The sequence below is a fragment of the Mycolicibacterium gadium genome (assembly GCF_010728925.1).
Lineage (GTDB): Bacteria > Actinomycetota > Actinomycetes > Mycobacteriales > Mycobacteriaceae > Mycobacterium > Mycobacterium gadium.
In genome coordinates this window covers 3,070,338-3,091,428 of the sequence record NZ_AP022608.1, presented here as the reverse complement: position 1 = coordinate 3,091,428, position 21,091 = coordinate 3,070,338, and the positions used below count along the sequence as shown (strand labels likewise).

The following is a 21,091-nucleotide window of genomic DNA, read 5'->3' as shown; positions in this document are numbered from 1 at the left end:
GACCGAAGACGGCGAAAACCGCCACCGTCAACGCGATGTACACCAGGACGGACATGACACTCTCCGACGTTTACAGGCCGCCGGATTTCGGCGACCCATAGCAGGATCGCCACAGCTCAGGAGGTCAATACCGGCCTTAACGGTTTCTTGACGGTAGCGCTGCGTTCCTTTACGGATTCCAGCGACGAACGTGGGTTACCCGTACGCTTTGATGGCCTCGGGCGTGCGTCAACCCCACACTCGCCGAGCGCGCGAGGACTAGCGGGCGCGTCCGAAGCGCCGCTTCGACTTCTTCGGCGACTGGTAGGAATCCTGAACCCAGGCGTCCCAGTTCGCTCCGGAGTCCCCCTGGACGGGGCTGTTGCTGACATGCCAACCGAGGGTCTCGACTTCCATTGTCGACCAACGAATCAGCGTGCCGTCGCCGCCGATCTCTTGGGCCAGGAGAACCCGTTGGTCGTTTTCCAACCCGTCGCTGAACGCTTGCATCGCATTCTTCAGGCGGAAGTAGGGGACCGCGTCGTCGAACTCCCGGCAGAGTTTCGTGAGTTCTCGTCGCGCGTGGTCCAGGAGGGTCGTTGGCTCCTTCTCCTCCGGTTCGGCGGTCGTGGCGTCACTTTCCGCCGCCTCGCCGTACTTGGCGCGCAATGCCTCGACCTCGGCCGTGGCCGCCAGCGCCTTCTCCCGCCACCATGCGAGGTGGTACTGAATCAGCTTTTGTTCGCATTCCGGACAGACCGCATCGGGGTCGGTCAGCGTGGTCACATCGTTGATCGCCGCTCCGCAGAGCGCGTGATTGTCGCGCCGGTCGAGGTAGTCCGCGTGGTGTGCCACCGAAGCGGATGCCTCCCGTATGTAGGTGTGGGGTGGCTCCACATAGCGAACATAGTTGACAACGCTATGAGATGGTCCCGATCGGGGGCGGCTCTCAGGCACCTCAGATGAGAACGTTCTCATCGAAGGTATCTCCCTGGCGAAAAGCGGCGACCAGTTGCGCTGGTCATGCGAATACCCGGCTGACGCGAGAACGCTCGCTGTCCGAGGGCAGCGGGCGTCATGGCGCGGGACTCAGTCGAAAACCTCGAACTGGCGTTCCACGTTGTTGCCGAAGTTCTCAAACTGGTGCTCGGTTCGATCGCCGAAGTTCTCGAACGGCTGCTCGACGACGTCCTCGAAGTCGACGAAGGGGAAAAAGGCGGGTGCGGTGTCGACGCGGGGGGTCGGCAAGCGCGGTGCCGGCACCGGCAACGGCCATGGCGCCGAAGGCCGCGCTGACGAGAGCGAGCTTGACGATGTTGCGGTTCATGGTTGTTCTCTCCCTTGGTTTGGTGGTGTTGACAGCGAGAATGGGGCGGGTGACTTGGAGTTTCTCGGAGACCGAGCGCCGCCGTCTGGTGGGCGGTGGGCACCCTTCAGATGGGGACAGTCGTCATTCCTAGGCGTCGTGCCAACCCACGATGCCGTTTGATCTGGAGCGGATCATCAGGTGCGCCTCGCGCTGCCCATCGGTTTCGTTCCGGCGAACTCAGGGTTCGCGGCGGATCCTTGACGAGTCTCGTCTTCGGTTGGCCGTGCTGGCCAACCGCGGCCAGAACCGCTTGGAGCCGGTCGCGACCGAGACCTGCGAGACGCTCCCGACCTTCGGCCGACCCTCGGGGTTCATGAGATTAATAGCCATGGCGGGTTCAGCGCCAAGCTGCGGTCGGCATTCGTCGGTCGAACAGGACCCGCCGAGACGGTGGGGACGGTGGGACTCGAACCCACAAATGTCAGGCGTTTTAAGCGCCCCGCCGATGCCAATTAGGCTACGTCCCCTCTAGGCGATCGAGTCTAGTGCGGAGGCACAGCTCTTGTTCTTGCCCCTGAAGGTCGACGTAAGCGCATGACAGTTGGGGCACAGCAGCCGAAGGTTTTGCAGCGCGTTGTTCTTGACAGCGGACGCGTAAAAATCCCCATTGGCGGCCAGCTGATCTCCCCGCTGGCGGTCACGAGATCTCCCCACTGACGGCCCAGCGATTTCCCCGTTGCGGTCGTGTCGTTGCCGGTGATCGGCGGCGGTGTCGGGCTGGCTGTTTGTCGACCAAGTGTGTCGAGGGCGGAAGGCCAGTAAGTGAAAAGCAGTGAGGAGATCATGGAGATTTTGGAGGCGTTCGACTTGACCGGTGGGTACCGCGCCGCGGCCGCGCTGGCCGGTTGTGATCACAAGACGGTGGCCCACTACGTGGCGTTGCGCGACGCCGGGCTCAGCCCGGATGAGCGGCCGCGGCGAGAGATGGCCATTGATCCATTCCTGGACAAGGTCGAGGAGTGGGTGGACCGCTCCAACGGGTTGATCCGCGCCGACGTCGCCCACGACAAGCTGGTCGCGATGGGCTTCGACGGCTCGGAGCGCACCACCCGACGCGCGGTCGCGGCGGTCAAGAAGAGCTGGCGGTCGGGTCATCGCCGGGTGTTTCGGCCGTGGGTGGCCGAGCCGGGGTTGTGGCTGCAGTTCGACTGGGGCCAAGGACCCACCGTCGCGGGCCGGCAGACATTGTTGTTTTGCGCGTGGCTGGCCTGGTCGCGGTTTCGGGTGGTGCTGCCCACCTGGGATCGCACCCTGCCGAGCTTGCTGGGCTGTCTGGACACCACGCTGCGGGTGATCGGCGGGGCACCGACGTATGCGTTGACCGACAACGAGAAAACAGTGACCGTCGAACATGTTGCGCGGGTGCCGATTCGGCATCCCGATGTGGTCGCCGCAGGCCGTCATTACGGGATGACGATCCGCACCTGTGTGCCGGCTGATCCACAAACCAAGGGTGGTTCGGAGGCCACGGTGCGCATCGCCAAGGCCGATCTGGTGCCCACCGAGGCTAATCTGCTGGACGCCTACGCCACTTTCGCTGAACTCCAGCAGGCGTGCCGGGACTTCTGCGAGCAGGTCAATGCCCGCCCGCATCGTGCCACCGGTCGGGTGCCTGCCGAGCTGTTGGTCGAGGAACTCCCGCGGCTGCATGTGCTGCCCGCCCAGCCGGTGGCCCTGGCGTTTGGGCTGACCCGTCGGGTGGGGTGGGACTCCACGATCAGCGTTGAGGGGGTGCGTTATTCGGTGCCGCACCACCATATTGATGAGCGGGTCTGGGTGCGCTGGTGTGGCGAGGAGTTGGTGGTCACCGTCATCGCCGACGGCGGCCCGGTCGAGATCGCCCGCCACGCCCGTGGGCAGCGCGGGCGACCGCAGATCCGCGACGAGCATTACCCCAGTGATCATCCCGGGCGCCGCGCGCTGCCCGGGGACCGCACCCCACGGGCGGCCAACCCGGCCGAGGCGGCGTTTCTGGCCATCGGCGACGGCGCGGCCGCGTGGCTGGTCGAGGCCGCTGCGGCCGGCGCGTCGCGGGTGCGTTCCAAGATGGCCGAAGCGGTGGCGTTCGCCAAACTGCACGGCGCGGCCGCCGTCGATCAGGCGTTGGGTACCGCGGCGCTGGCCGGCCGCTTCGCCGATGCCGACCTGGCCGCGATCTTGACCCATCAGCAGCACGGGCCGGCCGCCGCGCCGATCCGCGTCAGCGACACCCACAGCCTGCAACCGGGTACCGCCGGCTGGGCCGGGTTCGGTGCGGTGAGCCCGGACGGTGACAAGTGACCGCGACCAACAAGCCGGCGGTGTCGGTCGGATCTGGCGTCGCCGGGCCCTCGGCCCAGACCCTCGAGGAGGTGATCGCGTTGACCCGCCGGCTGCGGATGCCCTATCTGCGCAAAGCCGCCCTCGATGTGGTCCCGACCGCCCGTGCCCAACGCTGGGATCCCGCCGAGGTGCTGCGCGTGCTGCTGGCCGAGGAGATCACCGGCCGCGACGAAGCCACCCTGCGGATACGACGCGCACGCGCGAACTTCCCGGCGGGCAAGACCTTCGCCGTCTGGGACGAGAACCGCTGCTCCATTCCCGCACCCACCCAACAAGCCCTACGTGGCATGGAGTGGGTCGACCGGCGTGAGAACCTGTGCGTGTGCGGGCCCAGCGGGACCGGCAAGAGCCACTTCTGCGAAGCGTTGGGGCAGTTGGCCATCGACACCGGCCGCACCGTGGCCTGGTTTTCCATCGACGAACTCGGCGCCCTGGTGCGCCGTCACCGCGCCGACGACTCGATCACCAAAGCCATGCGCCGCATCACCCGCGTCGATCTGATCATCGTCGACGACATCGGCATGCTGCCCGTCGGCGAGGACGCCGCCGAAGGGTTCTACCGCCTCGTCGATGCCTGCTACGAAACGCGTTCGCTGGCAGTCTCATCGAACCTGCATCCCGCCGGATTCGACGAACTGATGCCCAAGACCCTGGCCACCGCCACCGTCGACCGGCTGCTGCACCACGCCCACGTCTGCGTCACCGAAGGTCAATCGTTCCGGCTCGCTCAAGCCACCACCGGCAAGGGGGTGGCGCCACTGCCCAGCTGAACAAACCGGGGAGATCCCGTGTCCGTCCGTGAGGAGTTTTCATGGCCACCAGCGAGGAGATCTCCTGACCGTCAGTGGGGAGAACTACATGACCGTTGACAGTTCTGATGGTTGCCGTCTATGTGGTCCAACTCCAGAGGAATCGGCTGGCTCATCCAGCTATCGAGCTTGCAGCCGGAGCACCTACGCTCGAAAACGCCTTCGTTGATGAGGCGCCGGCGCAACCGATCAGACTGAATCGGATACGTGTTCGATAGGAAGTCCTCGATCGGTCGCAGGCGATGCGAGGCCCTCTTGCCTTTCGCCCAGGACTGCCCGGCGAAGTGGGATGTATCGAGACCGAGTCGGTCGATGGCTCGGCGGAGGACACGGTAGTTGCCGCCTTCCGGCACGACACCCAGCAGCCTGAGCGCGCCGGCAATGGAAACGGACTGCCTCACCGCCTCCCGATACTGCTCATCGCGGATCTTGTAGCGTCTCAGGCGATTTGATTCGGGCGTTTGAGCCAAGAATGCCTCGGCCGCAACGGTAGTCTTGAAGCGTCGTCTCAACCGTTTCCTCTTACCGTTGATGGAAACCGAAGCTCGAACTTCATATCGGATTTCGCCATTCGAGAGTTCAACACGAATAGGCCTGCTTTCGAGCCGGTCAATCACCTTGTCTCCCGCTTTCGCACACCACGCCAAATACATCATGACGGTCGGGTCTGACTACGGGGGAGGTTAGTTCAGCGCACCGACAGGCAGGGTGACGTTCACGGAGTGGCGCCGCTATCTCAAGCCGTGGTGCTGGCGTCGTGGACTACAACACGGCGGTGCCATGAGTGGCAGTGCAGGCCGACAGGTAGACCCGTTGCACCATCTGCATGTGGCGCAGGTTCTCGGTCACGCGAAGGTGCGACATTCACCGACCGCCACGGGATGCAGCGATCGGATCGGCTGGGCAGTTCGCGAAGGCGTGGGTCGACGCGCAACAGGTGAAGGTGGCGAATGGGAAAACTAAAGCGGTCGACTCTGGACGGTTACGCGGGCGTGCTGAGCCGCTATCTGCTCGACGACTTCGGACCGCTCGCGATCGCCTCCATAACCCCGGCGCACTGCGAGCGGTTACTGACCGCGTTGGTCCGGCAGCAGTCCCGACAATCCGCACACGGCCTGCTCGACAACGCCCTCACGCCGGGCACTTGAAGCACGGTTGGATGGTGCTCCGGCGAGTGTTCCGCTACGCAATGCAACACGGCGCAATCGTGTCGAACCCCTGCGAGCGCGTCGACTTCTCGACCGCCCGCGCAAGCGGAGACCGCAGCAGCTTCGAGCACTACCCGCCGTCCGCTGAACAGGTCGGCCGGTTGTCCGCCGCAGTCACCGGAAACCTGCCCGGCCTACCCGGTGTACGCGCTGCTCGTCGAGTTCATGGCATATAACCGGCCTGCGCGCGGCAGAAGTCGCAGGACTCGAAGTCGGCGACCTCGTCATCACCACCCGCCCTGGTGTATCCGTGCGTGTTATGCACGTCCGCCGAACGAAGGACCGGAAGCAAGGTGTCTGGGTAACCGGGGCTCTGCTGGTGCTCGCCGACCTTCAATACGCTAGACAGCCGTTGCAGACGTTATCGATCAAAACGTATGACCAGAGCTATCTATTCGTCGTCTTAACTGGACCTATAACGCCATGTCTTGACCAGCACGGGTTTTTGGTCATACACTTTTGGCGTAAATGTCCGTATCCATCGTCTGCCCAGCCACCATCGGAAGTTGAGAAATCGATGAACGTGCACAGCGCCGCACCCAACGTCTTCGAGGCTGGTCTCCCCACGTTCGACTACGGCCTCACCGCCACTCCGCACGACATCCTCGACGATGTCCGAGCGGCGCAATCGCAGGCGCCTATCGCCATCGGCCCCCTCGGCCCGGAAATCCTGTCCTACGACCTGGCTCGCGAGATATTGCGCGACAACAGATTCCGCTTGCCGCCCGGAATCACCTTGGCGGCGCAGGGAATCACGTCTGGTCCGCTGTACGACAAGATGGCGACCAGTCTGCTGGGCCTCGACGGTGCGCCGCATGTGCGGTTGCGCAAGCTGGTTTCCAGGGCCTTCACGCCCCGCGCGACGTCGCGTCTCCAAGACACCATCCAAGAGGTGGTGAACGGGCTGATCGACCAGGTAGCAGACGCCGGGCGGTGCGACGTCGTCACCGACATCGCGCGTCCTTACCCCACCCCGATCATGTGTGCCCTGCTCGGTGCGCCTCGCGAGGACTGGCAGTTGTTCGCGGACTGGACCGAAGAGGTCTTCAAAGCCCTCAACTTCCAGCCAGATGCCAACTTCGACGAGGCCGCGATCATGCGCGCGTGGAGCGAACTCGACGCCTATGTCGACGGCATGGTCGCAGACCGCCGAGACCATCTGACCGACGACCTGCTCTCGGAGCTCATTCGCGCCGAAAGTGACGGTGACCGACTGAATCTCGACGAACTTCGCATGCTGGTGGCCGGCTTCTTGATGGCGGGAACGGATACGACGCGAAATCAACTGGCGGCGTCGATTCAGGTTCTCTGCGAGCACCCGGACCAATGGATGAAGCTGCGCGAACACCCGGAACTTGCGATGCAAGCGGTCGAGGAGAGCATGCGCCACTCACCGGCCGCCTGCATCGTGCCGCGAGCCGCCGTCGACGATATCGAGTTCGGTGGTTACCTGTTCCCGGCAGGAACCTTCGTCTTCGCGAACACCTTTGCCGCCAACCGAGATCCAGCGATCTATCACGATGCCGACCGCTTCGACATCGCCCGCAAGGACGTTCCCCCGATTCTGACGTTCGGCGGAGGCGCGCACTACTGCCTGGGGGCGAACCTCGCACGCCGCGAACTGGCGGAAGCACTCGTAGTCCTCGCCCGCCGCCTCCCTGCGCCCCATCGCGCAGGCCCGGCCCCGTGGAAATCCCTGCTCGGCATGACCGGTCCGACAACTCTTCCGATCGAGTTCGAGGCCGAAAGGCTGGTGACGGCGGATGCGTAGTCGTGGCTGGGCTGGTGCGACGCCCTCCTCGGACGAGGAAGCGATTTCGCGCATTCTGAGTGCGGTAGACGAAGTGGTCGCCGAACACGGAGCGGCGATACGCCTTGCCGACGTCGCCCGGAGGCTGGGAGTCACCCGCCAGACGGTGTACCGCTATTTTCCCAACGCCGACGCGCTGCTCATCGCCAGCGCCATGCGTGCCGTCAACGGATTCATCGACCAAGTCGCAGACCATGTCAGCGGCGTCAACGATCCGGTCACTGCAGTGGTCGAGGCCATCTCATTCGGAGTCGAGAACCTCTCCGGCGATCCCCAGTTGGAAAACCTGCTGACCCGGCGACATGAGGGCGAAGCCGTCACTTCGCTGACCTCCGACACCGCAATCGCGTTCTGCCTGTCCGTGTTTCAACGCCTCGACGTCGACTGGACCCTGCACGGCTTCGACACTGTCGCGCTCCGTGATCTTGCCGAGATGACCTTGCGCACCGTGCAGTCCCTTTTGACCGATCCCGGGCAGCGGCAGCGCGACGGAGACGCACTACGCCGCTTTGTTGCGCGGTGGCTCGGCCCAGCGATCCTCTATCCACGGATGACGTCGCTGGAGATCCCCGACAGGTCCCACGCACCCGTGGCCAACTAGGCAACCGGAGCAATCACGGCTGTATCGAAGGCTCGTCGCACTGCGCGGGCACGGCCAGAGTTGGTGTCCGCGCGGCTATCGGCGTGCGCTGCGCCGACAACATGCGTTGCAACGCGTCTGCCGTCACGGGCGGGCTGTAGTAGTAGCCCTGTGCAACCTCGCAGCCGTAGCTGATGAGGAGGTCCGCGGTTGCCGAGTTCTCGATATGCTCGGCCACGCACACCATGCCCAGTTCCCTTGTCAACTCGATGACTTTGCGCACGATGATCGCCGCGGGCGGATCCACCGCGATCGGTGCGACCAGGTTCTTGTCGAGTTTGAGCTCGTCGATGGGCAACTGGATCAGGTAGTTCAAAGCCGAATAGCCACTCCCGAAGTCATCGAGGGCGACTCGAATACCGAATTCGTGTAACCGAATCAGGACCTCACGCGCACGCTCGGGATCGCTCAGCACAAGGTCCTCGGTGATCTCCACGGTCACGTGATCGAACGGAAGATGGTGGTCGGCCATCACCCCGGCGACCGTCGACGCCAGGCTGAGGTCGTTCAGCGACGGCGGAAAAAGGTTGATGGCGAACGGAATTAGGAACCCCATCGCGTGCCATTCGACGGCGTCGTCGGCCGCTCGGTGCAGTATCAGCTCGGTCAGTGCTCCCATCAACCCGTTCTGTCGTGCGATAGGGAGGAACTGGTCCGGCAGCAGCGTGCCCAACCGTGGATGCGGCCAGCGCACCAAAGCCTCCACGCCGATGATCCGCCCGGTGGCCATGTGGTACTTCGGCTGGTACACGGCAGACAGCTCGCCATCGCTTATGGCAGTGCGCAATTCGCTCAACAGCCGCATGCCGCCCACCCGTGCGTCTTGAGCGCCGGAGCTGCACGACGGTTCAACCTCTTCGGTGTCGACCAGCTTCATGTCCTCGCTGAACGTCGCGATTCCACCCGAGCGGGTGCGCTTGGCCGAATACAGCGCCACATTGGCCCGCTTGAGCAGCTCCTCTGACGTCAAGCCTGTCGTGACGCTCCCGTTCAGCTCCGCCAGTCCGGCGCTCGGCCGCACGTCGATCGACTGTTCACCGACCGAGAATTCGGTGTCGAACGCCTCCAGGATGCGTTCGGCCGCAGTCACGGCCGGCTCAACGCCTCCTTCAAGCAGTACCGCGAACTGGTCGCCGCCGAGCCGCGCCACCGTGTCGCCGGTACGCACGCTGCGCTGCAGACGCTCCGCGGACTCGATCAACACTGCGTCGCCTACGGGATGACCCAGACTGTCGTTGATGAGTTTGAAGTCGTCCAGGTCCAGTGCCAGCACGGCGATGTCGCGACCGTCGCGGGCGTGCATGGCCACCGCGTGCGCCAGTCGGTCTCCGAACAGCACCCGGTTCGCCAACGACGTCAGTGGGTCGCGCAGTGCCTGATCGGTGACTGTGTCCAACAGCCGCCGACTTTCGGCGACGAACAGCACCTGCCGCACCAACACTGTCGCCATCAACAGCAGCAACGCGGCAAATACCGGGCCGGTGTTCTTAGCGCCGAACAGGTACCACACGCTGGGGATCACCGCGACCAGCAGCGGCACGTACGGCACCCAGACCGCCACTCGCGTGGTGTCGTGTGAATCGACGACGTGCCACCGCGCCCGGGCCGCCACCAGCGCGGCACCGGCCATCAGCAGCACCCCACCCGCCCACAGGATGTCGATGTAGTTGCCGCTCAGATACGTGCCGTTGATGGCGAGGTACAGGTACACGCTGTCGGCAATGGCCACCGCCGCGATGCCAGTCGCCAGCAGGCTGATCGTGACCCGCTGGTCGGGGCCGGCACGCGCGAGCATGAGCGCCGCCATCGTGAACAACGCCACGTCAGCCAGCGGGTAGAACAACGACAGCGCGAACGACAACGGATCGGGTCCGCCGGCCGCTACGACGTCGTCCAGACCCGACACCCATGCCAACGCGAACAGCGACACCGCCATCAGGAGCCCGTCGAGGAACAACCGGGCGACGGTGACGCGGGCGTTGCCTGTCGGCAACACCACCAGCACGAAGAGCGTGCAGACGTAAAACGACAGATAGGCCACGTCAGCCAGCGACGGGAACGGCACCTCCGCATCGAGACCCAACTCGTAGATCGTCCAGATCGCGTCGCCGACAAACCAGCTGGCCAGCGCAGCTGCCAGGGCTACCCATGCGATGCGCTGCCGACCCGAGGTGGACGCGATGGCCAGCACGACGCAGGCGACGGCCAAGGCCTCGGCCACCAGCGAGCCCAGATCGCTGACAGCGGTGACCACGTCAGGGCCGCCCCAGCCGAACATTAGCCACGACGCGTAACCGAGAAGGTAAATCGCGCCGATCCACGCGATCAGCCGAACTCTCGGTCGCTCCACGTAAACCCCCAGGTTGCGGGATTGGCCAACCATAGCAACGGCCAGCCAATCACACTGCTGAACCGCATTTGCCAGAAACCGCGCTGATGGGTCGGTTTCGTGCGGCCGCAGTTAGCTCATATTCGCGCGGCGGTGTCGGTCACTGTGCGGTCGGCGTCGAGGGCAGTACTTGTGTTCAACCTGGAAAGTTTCAGAGCATTTCCCTAGAAAACGCTTCGGATTTCCTCAGGCGGCGCACGCACAGTGGGTTTTTGACCGACTCGATGGCATTGCGGCGCACGGCACTCGCCGCAGCTTTCGGCGCCATATTGACCGGCGTCCTCCTCATCAGCAACGAGATGGTGCATTCGGTGGCTTCAATAGCCGCGGTCGCGACGGCGGTCGCCGTCATCGGCGCGGCCGTCATCGGTTGGGAGCGCCTCATCGCCAACGCGGAGTCGATGGGCCTGGTCGCCGGGCGCGAGAGTGTGCCCCACCTCTGACTCGGCGCCTGGCGTCCGCGGTGCAGGTACAGATTCGACATTAACTTGTGACTGCTACTGTGCTCGCAAAACACATGGTGAGGAGGCCCGATGGCTGATGTGCTGAGCGGCATTCGGCAGAGGTTGCGGCACGCGTCGGAAGCGGGACGGGCGGCCAAACGGCTCATCGACACCGGAATCATCGACCTCAAGGACCTTCGCGGCGGCGCCGAGACCGCCAAGCTCGCCCGCGTCTATGGCCCGCAGGCCACGATGGCGATCCAGGGTGGACGCAAGTACGCGGACCTGCCGGCGGTCGTCGACGAACGCGGAACCCTCACCTATAAGCAGGTCGACGATCAGTCCTGGGCCCTGGCGCACGGGTTGCAGAAACTGGGCGTGTCCGCCGGCTCGGTCGTCGGCGTGCTGTGTCGCGACCACCGAGGACTCGTCATCACCATGGCCGCGTGCGGCAAGGTCGGTGCTCGGATGGTGTTGATGAACACCGGTTTCGCCAAGCCCCAATTCGCCGAGGTGTGCGAACGCGAGCACGTGACGGTCGTGCTGCACGACAGTGAGTTCCTCGGTCTGCTCGACGCGCTGCCCCCCGATCTGCCGCGTGTGCTGACGTGGGTGGACGACGGTGCAGACGTGCCTGCCGGGGCGCAGATCCTCGACGACATCATCGCGGCCAACTCCACGGCCCCGCTGCCCCCGCCGAGTCAGGCTGGCGGGTCGGTGATCCTCACCAGCGGGACGACCGGCCTTCCCAAGGGTGCGCCCCGTGAGGCGGTTTCCCCGCTCGCCACCGCGCAGATCGTCGACCGAATTCCGTTCCCGCGCAGGGGGACCATGGTCATCGTGTCACCCATCTTCCACAGCACCGGGTGGGCCACCTACACCGTCGGCGCAGCCCTAGGCAACAAAGTCGTGACAGCCCGACGCTTCAAGGCCGAGAACACGTTGAAGCTCATCGCCGACCACCGGGCCGACATGCTCGTCGCGGTCCCGACGATGCTGCACCGGATGGTGGAGCTCTTGCCCGACGTCATCGCCAAGTACGACACGTCGTCGTTGAAGGTGATCCTGATCGCCGGGTCGGCGCTGAGCCCCGACCTGTCCAACCGCGTCCAGGACACTTTTGGCGACGTGCTGTACAACATGTACGGCTCCACCGAATGTGCCATCGCCACGGTCGCGACCCCTGCCGAGCTGCGCGCGGCCCCCGGCACCGCGGGCCGCGCTCCGGTGACCTGCGAGGTGGTGCTGTACGACGAGCACGACCAACGGGTCGAGGGTGCAAATCGCCGCGGGCGGATCTTCATCCGCAACGGTGCGCCGTTCTCCGGTTACACCGACGGTCGCAACAAGCAGATCCTCGAAGGCTACATGTCGAGCGGCGACATGGGCCATTTCACCGACAGCGGACTGCTGTTCGTCGACGGCCGCGACGACGACATGATCGTGTCCGGTGGTGAGAACGTCTTCCCGCAGGAAGTCGAGAATCTGCTGGAAGAGCGCGACGACATCGCCGAGGTGGCCGTGGTCGGGGTCGATGACGTCGAGTTCGGAAAGCGGTTGCGCGCCTTCATTGTTTCCGAGCCCGGCGCCGAGCTGGACGGCGCAGAGGTCAAGCAGTACGTGAAGGACAACCTTGCGCGGCACAAGGTGCCCCGCGATGTGGTCTTCATCGACGAGCTTCCCCGGAATGCCACCGGAAAGCTGCTGCGCAGGGTGTTGGTCGAGATGGATACCGAGGCCTGACCTCGCCCTTGCGGAAGGCCCGCTGCTGCCTTTCTGCGGAACTGCGCCACGGCGCCAAGATTGCGTCGTAGTGTGCGGGAATCGAATCATTACCGTGGGGGGTAATCGATGACGACTGGCCGGTGGTATCAGCTCGGCGGCATCGCCGGCATCGGGTACGTCGTGGCCGCAGCTATCGCCATTGTTCTCACGGGATTCCACCCGCCACCCGCAGCCAGTTCCGAGGAAGTTCGGGAGTTCTTCGTCGAGAAGCACGCCTCGCTGACAGCACAGGGGTGGTTGATCGCCCTTGGCGCTGCCCTCCTGCTGTGGTTCGCGGTCACGTTGCGAAGCGTTCTGCGCGCTGCCCCAGGCGGCAGGAAGCTCGGCGATGTGTTCTTCGTAGGCACCGCGGTGGCCGCGGGACTGTCACTGGTGGCAATGTCGATACAGATCGTCATCGCGAAGGCCGCATGGCGGTTGACGCCCGAGGCCGTGCGCGTGGTCGGATTCGACTTCGTCCGCGCCCAATACTTGTTATGCGGGTTCATCGTTGCGTCCGCGGCGTTGGCATACGGGCTTTGTGTGTTCCGCGGCGCCGGCCTTCCGCGGTGGACCGCCTGGCTGGCGATCGTCGCGGCGGTGATGAATTTCGTTGGGACGCTTTGTGTCTTCGTTCCCGACGGTGCGCTCTCGGTCGCGAGCAGCGTTGTCATTTGGTTGCCCGGGTTCGCCACGACGGTGTGGTACCTCGGTGCCGCTGTCGCGTTGCTCGGGGTGGGGCGGATCCAACCCCCGGCAAACGAGGACTGACCCGAGGTGTCAAAGCGACTGCGGTGGGTGACCTCTCGCCCTACTGTTCGAGCATGGTCAACACGGGTCGGCGCGCGATCGTGGCGGGGGCGGCAATCGTGTCACTGGTTGGCGCCGGTGGCTGCGGGCGCGGTCAAGGGGAAGTGGCGCCGGCGAACAACGCGGCCGAGTACGCCCAAGATCTCCAGTCGAAGGTCACCCTGGATGCCACGATGGCGCATCTGCAGGAACTCCAGAATATCGCCGATGCCAATGGGGGAACCCGTGTCGCAGGATCTCCCGGCTATGACGCCAGCGTCGAATATGTAGCTAAGACGCTGCGCGACAAGGGGTTCGATGTCGATACTCCCGAGTTCACGATGGGGATCTTCTCCGTCGACAGAGAATCGTTGAGCGTCAACGGCAAACCGTTCGAAGCGCACGCCATCGAATACAGCGGCGCCGGTCCCGCCAAGGGGGCGACGGGCAGGTTTGTGGTGGTCGGTGGGGACGGGCACCTGGGATGTGCCGAAAAGGACTACGGCGAACTGGAGGTCGCGGGTGCGGTGGTGATGGTGGACAGGGGTGACTGCGATCTGGCCGACAAGGCCCTGGCGGCCACCGAACGCGGCGCCGTTGCGCTCGTGGTCGCGAACGACGTCGAGGAGGAGGAGTTCAGCGGCGGCATGGACGACAGCGACGCGATCAAGATTCCTGTGCTCAGCGTGTCCAAGGCCGAGGGCGACAGACTCCGCCCAGAAACCGGGACGGCGACCGTCGTCGCGGACGTCAAGGTCGAGCAGATAACGACACGCAACGTGATTGCCCAGACCAAGACGGGGTCCGCGGACGACGTCGTCATGGTCGGCGCACACCTCGACAGCGTCAAAGCGGGCCCGGGCATCAACGACAACGGCTCGGGTGTGGCGACGGTGCTAGAGACGGCGCTGCAGATGGGCCCCTCGCCACAGGTTGCTAATGCGGTGCGATTCGGGTTTTGGGGAGGCGAGGAGCAGGGCCTGTTCGGGTCGTATGACTACGTCGGGTCGCTGGACCTCGAGGCACTGAAAGACATTGCGCTGTATCTGAACTTCGACATGATGGGCTCGCCCAACGCGTGCTACTTCACCTCTGACGCCAACCAGTCCTTACCGCCGGACTTCGAGCTCGACTTCGACGTGCTGATTCCCGAAGGCGCAGCCGGGATCGAGCGCAGCTTGGTCGAAACCATCGAGAGCGCGGGCAAGACGCCGCAGGATATGCCGTTCGACGGCCGCAGCGATTACGACGGCTTCGCCAGCGCGGGCATCCCGGCCGGCAACTTCGACACCGGCTCCGACACGGTCAAGACGCCGGAGCAAGTCGCGTTATGGGGCGGTACCGCGGATCAGCAGTGCGACCCCAACTATCACACCGCCAATGACACGATCGCGAACATCAACCGCGACGCTCTGGCTCTCAGTGGCGGCGTCATCGCCCGTGTCATAGGTCTGTACGCCCAAGAGGAGGGCGGACGGAACGGAGTGCCGGCGCGCGACGACCGCACCCGCCACCCCTTGCCCGACGAGGAGTAGAACACCTCTGCGTGCACAAGCGCCGGGAGTCAGTGTGTTGATCGCCGTGCCTCGCGCTGGTCAGTCCGGGCGATAGACCGCTCGACCGTGTGTGCGCTGGTACTCGCCCAGCGCCGCGACCATGTCCGCGCACCGGGTCGCGATCGCGAGGTGTGCCTCGGGATCGTCTGTCTCCCAGCGTAGGTCGGCAGCATCCACGGGATCGCCGAACACCACATCGACGGGGTATTCGTCGCGGCGGAACCAATTCCGGTATGTCTCTCGCAGCAGATCGTTGTCGATGCCGAGGACGAAGATCGGCAACACCTTCACTCCCGGCCCCGCGCGCTGGATGACCTCGCCGACGCCGGGGCGCACGGGCAGGAACTGGTACGGATCGCCCCCGCGCTGCCTCGTGCCCTCGGGATGAAAGCCGACCAGTCGGCCGGGCACCTGGAGCTCTGAGATGATGCGCGCCACGGCGTACTGGTTGAACGTGCGTTTCGCGGGATCGCGCAGGACAGGCGGAAACATCGCCATGCCACTCATCAGGAAGTTGACGGCGACGCCGGCGGGGTTGTCGTAGAAGAACGCCGATCGGACCGGGAACAGGATGCGGCTGGACAGCTGAGTCGACTGGAAGATGACGTGCATGACGGTGAAGTAGTCGAAGAAAGACCGGTGGTTCGCCACCATCACGACTCGATCGGAACCGGTGAGGCCCTCGATGCGCTCGAGGCCGTACGCGCGGATACGACGCGCCGCCGTGATTCGCAGCACCACCACCATGAACGTTCGGTTCCAGAAGCGCGCGAACAGTCCGAATCGACGGTTGAAGATGTCCGCGAAGCGGAAGGCGAAGCGCTCCATGCGTGACAGCGAAGCCAGTTGCTCGGACGTGGCTTGGAGCACGGTTTCTCCACTGAGTTGAGGTGGCGTAGCCCGCTACTTGTTAGCTGCCCGGCGAGTATCGCACGGTATGCATTTCTTAGCAGCCAATTAAATATTGGCGATTATCTGTGTATTTGTTTGCTTGAGGTGTCAATTGCTGTGCCCCGTGTCAGCATTAACCTATGGGGGCAGTTGAGACAGTTGGGGTAATTGGTGCGGTGGCGGCGGCGGCGGCATTGCTGCACAGCGCTCCGCTACCGTTCGCGCAGGCGGCCGCATGTCCCGACGCGAAGGTGATATTCGCCCGCGGCACCACGGAGCAGCCCGGCGTCGGCCCGACCGGGAATGCATTCGTGAACTCCTTGCAATCCCAAGTCGCCGGAAAGTCGGTCGAGGTGTATCCGGTGAATTACCCGGCCACGACTGACTTTCGAACTGCTGTCGACGGCATCAGCGATGCCCGCGCAAACATTCTCGCCACGGCCGCGACGTGTCCGGACACCGAAATGGTGCTCGGCGGCTTCTCCCAAGGGGCGGCCGTGATGGGTTTTGTCACCGCGAACGTTGTGCCCGACGGTGTTTCGGCCGAGACCGTGCCTACGCCGATGCCGCTCGACGTGGCCGACCATGTCGCCGCGGTCGCGCTGTTCGGAAAGCCCTCGGCGCGCTTCATGCGGGCGATCAACGACCCGCAGATCGTCATCGGTCCAAGCTACGTGGACAAGACCATCGACCTGTGCGTCGAGGATGACCTGGTGTGCGACCCCGACGGCAAGAGCTTCGGCATCCACAGCCGCTACGCCGACGTGGGTATGGCCACTGAGGGAGCGACGTTGGTCGCCAACAAACTCCAGGCGCTTTGGGCGGCCGATGCCGCGACAGAAGCGGCGGCTACCGCTGATCCGGATGAGCCCGAATCGCCCGAGCAGCTGTCGGCGGCCAACGCAGATGAAACGCCGCCGGCTCATGCCGCAGTCTCAACGCCTGGGCCCATCGGACCGCTGCCCGGACCCGCTCCGGCGGTATCGGTATCACCGGACCAGTCCCATTTGGCGCCGTAAAACGCATTAAGACTTGTTGCGGGGTGTGGGCGGAGTCGCTGGCGTGACGGGTGGGTTGCGGACCTACGTCGTCAACGTGGGAAAGCTGTTCAACTCAGAGTTCCTGGTAGCCAGGTACGACGGCCGAGGCGCTTGGGCCCGGTATGGCGCCACGAGCTGGTTGTCCACCGAGTTGAACACGAGGAAGATGTTCGACCGCGGGAACGGCGTGATGTTCGAGCCAGAGCCGTGCATCACGTTCGAGTCGAACCAAAGTGCGGTGCCGGCCGGTCCGGTGACCTGGTTGATGCCGTAGCGAGCCGCCGCCTCCGTGAGCGTTGCTTGGTCCGGTACCCCGATCTCCTGCTTGATCAGCGACGAGGCGTGGTTGTTCTGCGGAGTGGCCCCGATGCAAGGGTAAAACGTCCGGTGCGAACCGGGCATCACCATAAGCGAGCCGTTGTAGGGGAAGTTCTCGGTCAGCGCTATCGAGCATGACACCGCGCGCATCGCTGGCATACCGTCCTCGGCATGCCAGGTCTCGAAGTCGGAGTGCCAGTAGAAGCCGGTGCCGGTGAAGCCAGGCATCATGTTGACCCGCGCCTGGTGGATATAGACGTCACTGCCCAGTAACTGACGGGCCACCGGCAGCACAGTGTCGAGGGTGATCACTTCGCCGATCACTTCGCTGAATCGGTGCGGCTCGAAAACGGAGCGGATCGTCCCTCCCGGTTCGCGGATTATTCGCGGGTCGCTCGGGTCGGCGTCGGCATCCAGACAACTGAGTTCGTCACGGAGCACCGAAAGCCAATCCCCCCCGACCGTCCCTGGCCGGACCAGATACCCGTTGGTGCTGTGGGTTTCCAGTTCACTGTCGTCCAGCGGACCATTGGAGGCTGCGCCCCACACGGTCGGTTCCTGGCGAGGAATCGGCTCGCTGCGCTGTTCCAGCCTCGTTGGGTATCGGTCGATCCGCGTGTCGAATTGCTGAGTACTCAACTCGCTTGCACCGCCGGGGGATAGGTGCCAGTCTCGTCGTGCACCTCCCGTCCCGTGACCGGGGGATTGAAAACGCACAGCATCCGCAATTGCGTTTCACAAGTCACGCGGTGACGTTCGTTGCCGTCGAGCAGGTACATCGTTCCGGGCCGCAGTGGATGCACCTCGCCGGTTTCGTGGTTGGTGAGTGTGCCCGTGCCCTCAACCACCCACACTGCTTCCACATGGTGGCGATAGTGGAACTCGCTTACGGACTTCGCCTTGATGGTGGTCTCGTGAAACGAGAAACCCACTCCGTCACCGGCAAGGATGATGCGTTTGGATCTCCAGTCGCCGGCTGCGACGTCGCGGTCGGTTCCGGTGATCTCGTCGGTGGTACGCACGATCAACGTTCTTGCTTCCCTTCGTTCTCCGTAAGAGTTCAGATATGAGCAGCAGCCACCGATTCGGCGAGGATGCCCAAGCCGGCATCGAGGTCGTCCTCTGACGTGGTCAGCGGTGGAAGCAGCTTGACCACCTCGTCGGAGGGGCCGCTCGTCTCCATCAGCAGACCGCGCTCGAAGGCCACTCGGCATATCGCCGCCGCCTTCGACGTTTCCTCGAATTTCAAGCCTTGGGCCATTCCCCGTCCCCGTGCGCTGACACCGGGTGTGGCGGCGGCGATCTTCTCCAGACGCTCGCGGATATGGCGCCCCTTGGTCACTGTTTCTTCGGCGAAAGTTGGATTTTGCCAGTAGGTTTCGAGTGCGCGCGTCGCGGTAACGAAAGCTGGGTTATGACCACGGAATGTGCCGTTGTGCTCACCAGGCGACCAGACGTCCAGGTCATGCCGGAATAACGTCAGTGCCATCGGCAGGCCGTAACCGCTGATCGATTTCGACAGTGTCACGATGTCTGGAACGATGCCAGCCTCTTCAAAGCTGAAGAAGGGGCCGGTACGGCCGCAACCCATTTGGACATCATCCACGATGAGCAGGATGTCGCGGCGACGGCACAGTTCGGCAAGGGCCTGCAACCACGCGATCCGAGCCACGTTGAGACCGCCCTCCCCCTGCACGGTCTCGACGATCACCGCGGCGGGATGGTTGAGACCACCACCCGAATCGTCCAGGACCCGCTCGAACCAGTGGAAGTCCTCGGTGATGCCGCCAAAGTAGTTGTCGTAGGGCATCGGAGTCGCGTGGACCAGTGGAATGCCGGCGCCGGCACGTTTCATCGAGTTGCCAGTCACTGAGAGCGCGCCAAGCGTCATTCCGTGAAAGGCATTGGTGAAGTTGATGATCGACTCACGTCCGGTGACCTTCCTGGCCAATTTGAGCGCAGCCTCGACTGCGTTGGCGCCGGTTGGGCCGGGGAACTGCACTTTGTAGTCGAGGCCGCGCGGTCGAAGAATCAACTGCTCGAACGTCTGTAGGAAGGCGGTCTTGGCCACCGTCGCCATGTCGAGCGAGTGCACGATCATGTTGCCGGCCAGATAATCGATCAACGCCGTCTTGAGGTTGGGATTGTTGTGTCCGTAGTTCAACGCCCCGGCACCGGCGAAGAAATCGAGATACCGGTTGCCGGACGTGTCGGTGATCCATGACCCCTCGGCCGTCGCCATGGTGGTCGGCCAGCTGCGGCAGTAGCTTCGCACCTCGGATTCGACGGTGGTGTACACCTCGGGTAGATCGGGATCCTCGGGACGGGCGAGTACGGCTGAGGAAGACATGAGTCCTTTCCGGTATGTCAGTCGTTTGGTGATGCGGTGATGGGGCCGATGCGCAGAATCGGCTCGTCTTCGTGCGATTGATCGGCGGCCAGCTGTGCCGCGGTGAAGTGGCGTTGCTCCGTCACAGGTACTCCGTGTCTCCTGGCGAATGCACAGAAAAGTGCCCGTGAGACCGAGTTGCTCGGTGCCACTGTGGCTTCCACGGTGATTGGGTGGCCGTGCCGTTCTTCTTGAACGCGTTGTACAAGGCTGTCGAGCATCGTCCCGCCAAGGCCCGTGCCCTGCGCGGTTCGCGCCACGGCGACCTGCCAGACGAACAGCACCTCGGGTCGCACGGGTGGGTGGTAGCCCGTGATCAAACCGCGGATCTCGCCGCGCACGTCCGCCACGATCGACGTGCTGGCAAAGTCCGTCGCCATGAGGAGGTACGTGTAGGTGGAGTTCCGATCGAGCACCTCGGTCGCTGCCACAAGTCGCTGCATCGAGATTGCATCCCTGGCATGGGGTTGCCGCAGATAGTGCCTCCACGAATTGTGTTGCTGTGCAATTGATTTCGAGCTCTTGATCCACGGGCGCAAGGCAGAAGCGCCTTCGCGCGGCGCGCGGGTATTCACGTAGGTGTCACCACCGAACTAGGTCATCGAGTTTCGTCAGTTACGTCATCGGCGAGGGGGACGTTATGACGGCAAAGATCTTGAATCAAGTTCTCCCGGGGGTGGCGAGTTTCGTCAGACGACGGAATGACCTGCGCCGACGACGGCTACGTGGTCCACAAGGCAAAGTCGGCTTGTTATCAAATCGTTACGGTGCACCCGCCGCGACGAACGCCAGGACGCCGTCCGGCGGCACACAACGACCCCTGCGTTGGCACTGACTGTCGGCGCACGGGCCGTGGCTCGTGCGATGTGCGGGGTTGGCGAATCAGTAGTCAGGCGTGACCACGTCAGCGAGCTCCTGCTCAGGCTGCTGTGGTGGAGGGTTGGCGGGCATGTTGGGTCCTGAATTCGCCGGGGCCTGGATCGCGCACTCTGAGCCGCTCACTCCGGCCGGGCAAGCGCTTGGAGCCGCGTTGCCGGCAGGGGCGGCGGCAGGATTGCCGCCTGGGGAGTTGGGGACGAGATACGGAACGCAATGGCCCGTATAGGCGTCACCCTCCTCGCCGCTCGAGCACTGGCCGAGGTACGTGGATTGGCTGGCGGGTGCGACGAGAACCGCCGCGACCAGCGGTGCCGCCGCCACTGCCGCGAGGCCGCCTGAAATGGTCAGTCGTCGCGTGAATCGGTGGGTGGCCCCCATGGTTCTCCCCGCTTTCAGTGGTTTTGTGAACTCATGCCTGATCACGACATTACCGCGCATCAACTCGACAGTTTCGATTACTGGGCAGGTCCGTTGCGTGTCGGGAGGGAATATCGAA

At 64.1% G+C, this 21,091-nt stretch carries 20 protein-coding genes and 1 tRNA gene; 10 read left to right on the top strand and 11 right to left on the bottom strand.

Going from position 1 to position 21,091, the window contains the following annotated elements; all coding sequences use genetic code 11:
- Positions 1 to 258 precede the first annotated feature (258 nt).
- The 3 genes from G6N36_RS15145 to G6N36_RS15135 all read right to left on the bottom strand — a co-directional run bounded on the left by G6N36_RS15145 (position 259) and on the right by G6N36_RS15135 (position 1,815).
- Entirely contained in the window at positions 259 to 876 is a 618-nt protein-coding gene (locus G6N36_RS15145) for a hypothetical protein (RefSeq protein ID WP_163687199.1), read from the bottom strand.
- Between the two features lie 192 nt (positions 877 to 1,068).
- Complete coding sequence (locus G6N36_RS15140; RefSeq protein ID WP_163687198.1) at positions 1,069 to 1,227, bottom strand: hypothetical protein; 159 nt, start codon at positions 1,225 to 1,227, stop codon at positions 1,069 to 1,071.
- 512 nt (positions 1,228 to 1,739) lie between these two features.
- Positions 1,740 to 1,815: transfer RNA gene (locus tag G6N36_RS15135), tRNA-Leu, on the bottom strand.
- Between the two features lie 295 nt (positions 1,816 to 2,110).
- On the opposite strand from G6N36_RS15135, the gene istA reads away from it, so the two are divergent.
- Both istA and istB read left to right on the top strand, forming a co-directional pair.
- Positions 2,111 to 3,628, top strand: a complete 1,518-nt coding sequence (gene istA / locus G6N36_RS15130; protein WP_163687197.1) for an IS21 family transposase — start codon at positions 2,111 to 2,113, stop codon at positions 3,626 to 3,628.
- Positions 3,629 to 3,699: 71 nt separating this feature from the next.
- A complete protein-coding gene (gene istB / locus G6N36_RS15125; protein ID WP_372512369.1) occupies positions 3,700 to 4,440 on the top strand; it encodes an IS21-like element helper ATPase IstB in 741 nt (246 codons plus the stop codon).
- A 71-nt stretch (positions 4,441 to 4,511) separates the two neighbouring features.
- Here the strand turns inward: istB and G6N36_RS15120 are convergent, their stop codons facing one another.
- The gene (locus tag G6N36_RS15120; protein ID WP_163687196.1) at positions 4,512 to 5,096 is read right to left on the bottom strand and encodes a hypothetical protein; all 585 of its coding nucleotides are present in this window, start codon (positions 5,094 to 5,096) and stop codon (positions 4,512 to 4,514) included.
- A gap of 333 nt (positions 5,097 to 5,429) precedes the next feature.
- Between G6N36_RS15120 and G6N36_RS29815 the strand changes: the two genes are divergently transcribed.
- From G6N36_RS29815 to G6N36_RS15105, 3 genes are all read left to right on the top strand, one after another.
- Positions 5,430 to 5,627, top strand: a complete 198-nt coding sequence (locus tag G6N36_RS29815; RefSeq protein ID WP_235690063.1) for a tyrosine-type recombinase/integrase — start codon at positions 5,430 to 5,432, stop codon at positions 5,625 to 5,627.
- A gap of 577 nt (positions 5,628 to 6,204) precedes the next feature.
- A complete protein-coding gene (locus G6N36_RS15110; protein WP_163690700.1) occupies positions 6,205 to 7,458 on the top strand; it encodes a cytochrome P450 in 1,254 nt (417 codons plus the stop codon).
- Positions 7,451 to 8,098, top strand: coding sequence for a TetR/AcrR family transcriptional regulator (locus tag G6N36_RS15105; protein ID WP_163687195.1), 648 nt, complete (start codon positions 7,451 to 7,453; stop codon positions 8,096 to 8,098). The genes G6N36_RS15110 and G6N36_RS15105 overlap by 8 nt, the downstream gene beginning before the upstream one ends.
- 13 nt (positions 8,099 to 8,111) lie before the next feature.
- On the opposite strand, the gene G6N36_RS15100 is transcribed toward G6N36_RS15105, so the two are convergent.
- Positions 8,112 to 10,487: a putative bifunctional diguanylate cyclase/phosphodiesterase gene (locus G6N36_RS15100; protein WP_163687194.1), complete on the bottom strand. Its 2,376-nt coding sequence runs from the start codon at positions 10,485 to 10,487 to the stop codon at positions 8,112 to 8,114.
- A gap of 251 nt (positions 10,488 to 10,738) precedes the next feature.
- Between G6N36_RS15100 and G6N36_RS15095 the strand changes: the two genes are divergently transcribed.
- From G6N36_RS15095 to G6N36_RS15080, 4 genes are all read left to right on the top strand, one after another.
- On the top strand, positions 10,739 to 10,969 hold the full coding sequence (locus tag G6N36_RS15095) for a hypothetical protein (protein WP_163687193.1): 231 nt from the start codon (positions 10,739 to 10,741) through the stop codon (positions 10,967 to 10,969).
- 90 nt (positions 10,970 to 11,059) lie between these two features.
- Positions 11,060 to 12,712 carry an acyl-CoA synthetase gene (locus tag G6N36_RS15090; RefSeq protein WP_163687192.1) on the top strand — a complete coding sequence of 551 codons (1,653 nt, stop codon included), beginning with the start codon at positions 11,060 to 11,062 and terminating at the stop codon, positions 12,710 to 12,712.
- A 108-nt stretch (positions 12,713 to 12,820) separates the two neighbouring features.
- A complete protein-coding gene (locus G6N36_RS15085; RefSeq protein ID WP_163687191.1) occupies positions 12,821 to 13,504 on the top strand; it encodes a hypothetical protein in 684 nt (227 codons plus the stop codon).
- Positions 13,505 to 13,557: 53 nt separating this feature from the next.
- Positions 13,558 to 15,057 carry a M28 family peptidase gene (locus G6N36_RS15080; protein WP_163687190.1) on the top strand — a complete coding sequence of 500 codons (1,500 nt, stop codon included), beginning with the start codon at positions 13,558 to 13,560 and terminating at the stop codon, positions 15,055 to 15,057.
- Between the two features lie 60 nt (positions 15,058 to 15,117).
- Here G6N36_RS15080 and G6N36_RS15075 read toward each other — a convergent pair whose 3' ends face one another.
- Entirely contained in the window at positions 15,118 to 15,948 is an 831-nt protein-coding gene (locus G6N36_RS15075) for a lysophospholipid acyltransferase family protein (RefSeq protein WP_163687189.1), read from the bottom strand.
- Between the two features lie 161 nt (positions 15,949 to 16,109).
- On the opposite strand from G6N36_RS15075, the gene G6N36_RS15070 reads away from it, so the two are divergent.
- Positions 16,110 to 16,988, top strand: coding sequence for a cutinase family protein (locus G6N36_RS15070; protein WP_163687188.1), 879 nt, complete (start codon positions 16,110 to 16,112; stop codon positions 16,986 to 16,988).
- A 63-nt stretch (positions 16,989 to 17,051) separates the two neighbouring features.
- On the opposite strand, the gene thpD is transcribed toward G6N36_RS15070, so the two are convergent.
- The 5 genes from thpD to G6N36_RS15045 form a co-directional block, all read right to left on the bottom strand.
- Entirely contained in the window at positions 17,052 to 17,966 is a 915-nt protein-coding gene (gene thpD / locus G6N36_RS15065; RefSeq protein WP_163687187.1) for an ectoine hydroxylase, read from the bottom strand.
- Positions 17,963 to 18,355, bottom strand: a complete 393-nt coding sequence (locus tag G6N36_RS15060) for an ectoine synthase (RefSeq protein ID WP_163687186.1) — start codon at positions 18,353 to 18,355, stop codon at positions 17,963 to 17,965. The genes thpD and G6N36_RS15060 overlap by 4 nt, the downstream gene beginning before the upstream one ends.
- Positions 18,356 to 18,387: 32 nt before the next feature.
- Positions 18,388 to 19,677 carry a diaminobutyrate--2-oxoglutarate transaminase gene (gene ectB / locus G6N36_RS15055; RefSeq protein ID WP_163687185.1) on the bottom strand — a complete coding sequence of 430 codons (1,290 nt, stop codon included), beginning with the start codon at positions 19,675 to 19,677 and terminating at the stop codon, positions 18,388 to 18,390.
- Positions 19,678 to 19,694: 17 nt separating this feature from the next.
- A complete protein-coding gene (ectA, locus tag G6N36_RS15050; RefSeq protein ID WP_372512273.1) occupies positions 19,695 to 20,243 on the bottom strand; it encodes a diaminobutyrate acetyltransferase in 549 nt (182 codons plus the stop codon).
- 355 nt (positions 20,244 to 20,598) lie between these two features.
- A complete protein-coding gene (locus G6N36_RS15045; protein ID WP_163687184.1) occupies positions 20,599 to 20,973 on the bottom strand; it encodes a hypothetical protein in 375 nt (124 codons plus the stop codon).
- Positions 20,974 to 21,091 lie beyond the last annotated feature (118 nt).

Excerpts from the sequence above, each read along its gene's own strand:
- G6N36_RS29815 (WP_235690063.1), top strand. The coding sequence starts at position 5,430 with ATGGGAAAACTAAAGCGGTCGACTCTGGACGGTTACGCGGGCGTGCTG.
- G6N36_RS15110 (WP_163690700.1), top strand. The coding sequence starts at position 6,205 with ATGAACGTGCACAGCGCCGCACCCAACGTCTTCGAGGCTGGTCTCCCC.
- G6N36_RS15105 (WP_163687195.1), top strand. The coding sequence starts at position 7,451 with ATGCGTAGTCGTGGCTGGGCTGGTGCGACGCCCTCCTCGGACGAGGAA.
- G6N36_RS15090 (WP_163687192.1), top strand. The coding sequence starts at position 11,060 with ATGGCTGATGTGCTGAGCGGCATTCGGCAGAGGTTGCGGCACGCGTCG.
- G6N36_RS15085 (WP_163687191.1), top strand. The coding sequence starts at position 12,821 with ATGACGACTGGCCGGTGGTATCAGCTCGGCGGCATCGCCGGCATCGGG.
- G6N36_RS15080 (WP_163687190.1), top strand. The coding sequence starts at position 13,558 with ATGGTCAACACGGGTCGGCGCGCGATCGTGGCGGGGGCGGCAATCGTG.
- G6N36_RS15070 (WP_163687188.1), top strand. The coding sequence starts at position 16,110 with ATGGGGGCAGTTGAGACAGTTGGGGTAATTGGTGCGGTGGCGGCGGCG.
- ectB (WP_163687185.1), bottom strand. The coding sequence starts at position 19,677 with ATGTCTTCCTCAGCCGTACTCGCCCGTCCCGAGGATCCCGATCTACCC.
- G6N36_RS15045 (WP_163687184.1), bottom strand. The coding sequence starts at position 20,973 with ATGGGGGCCACCCACCGATTCACGCGACGACTGACCATTTCAGGCGGC.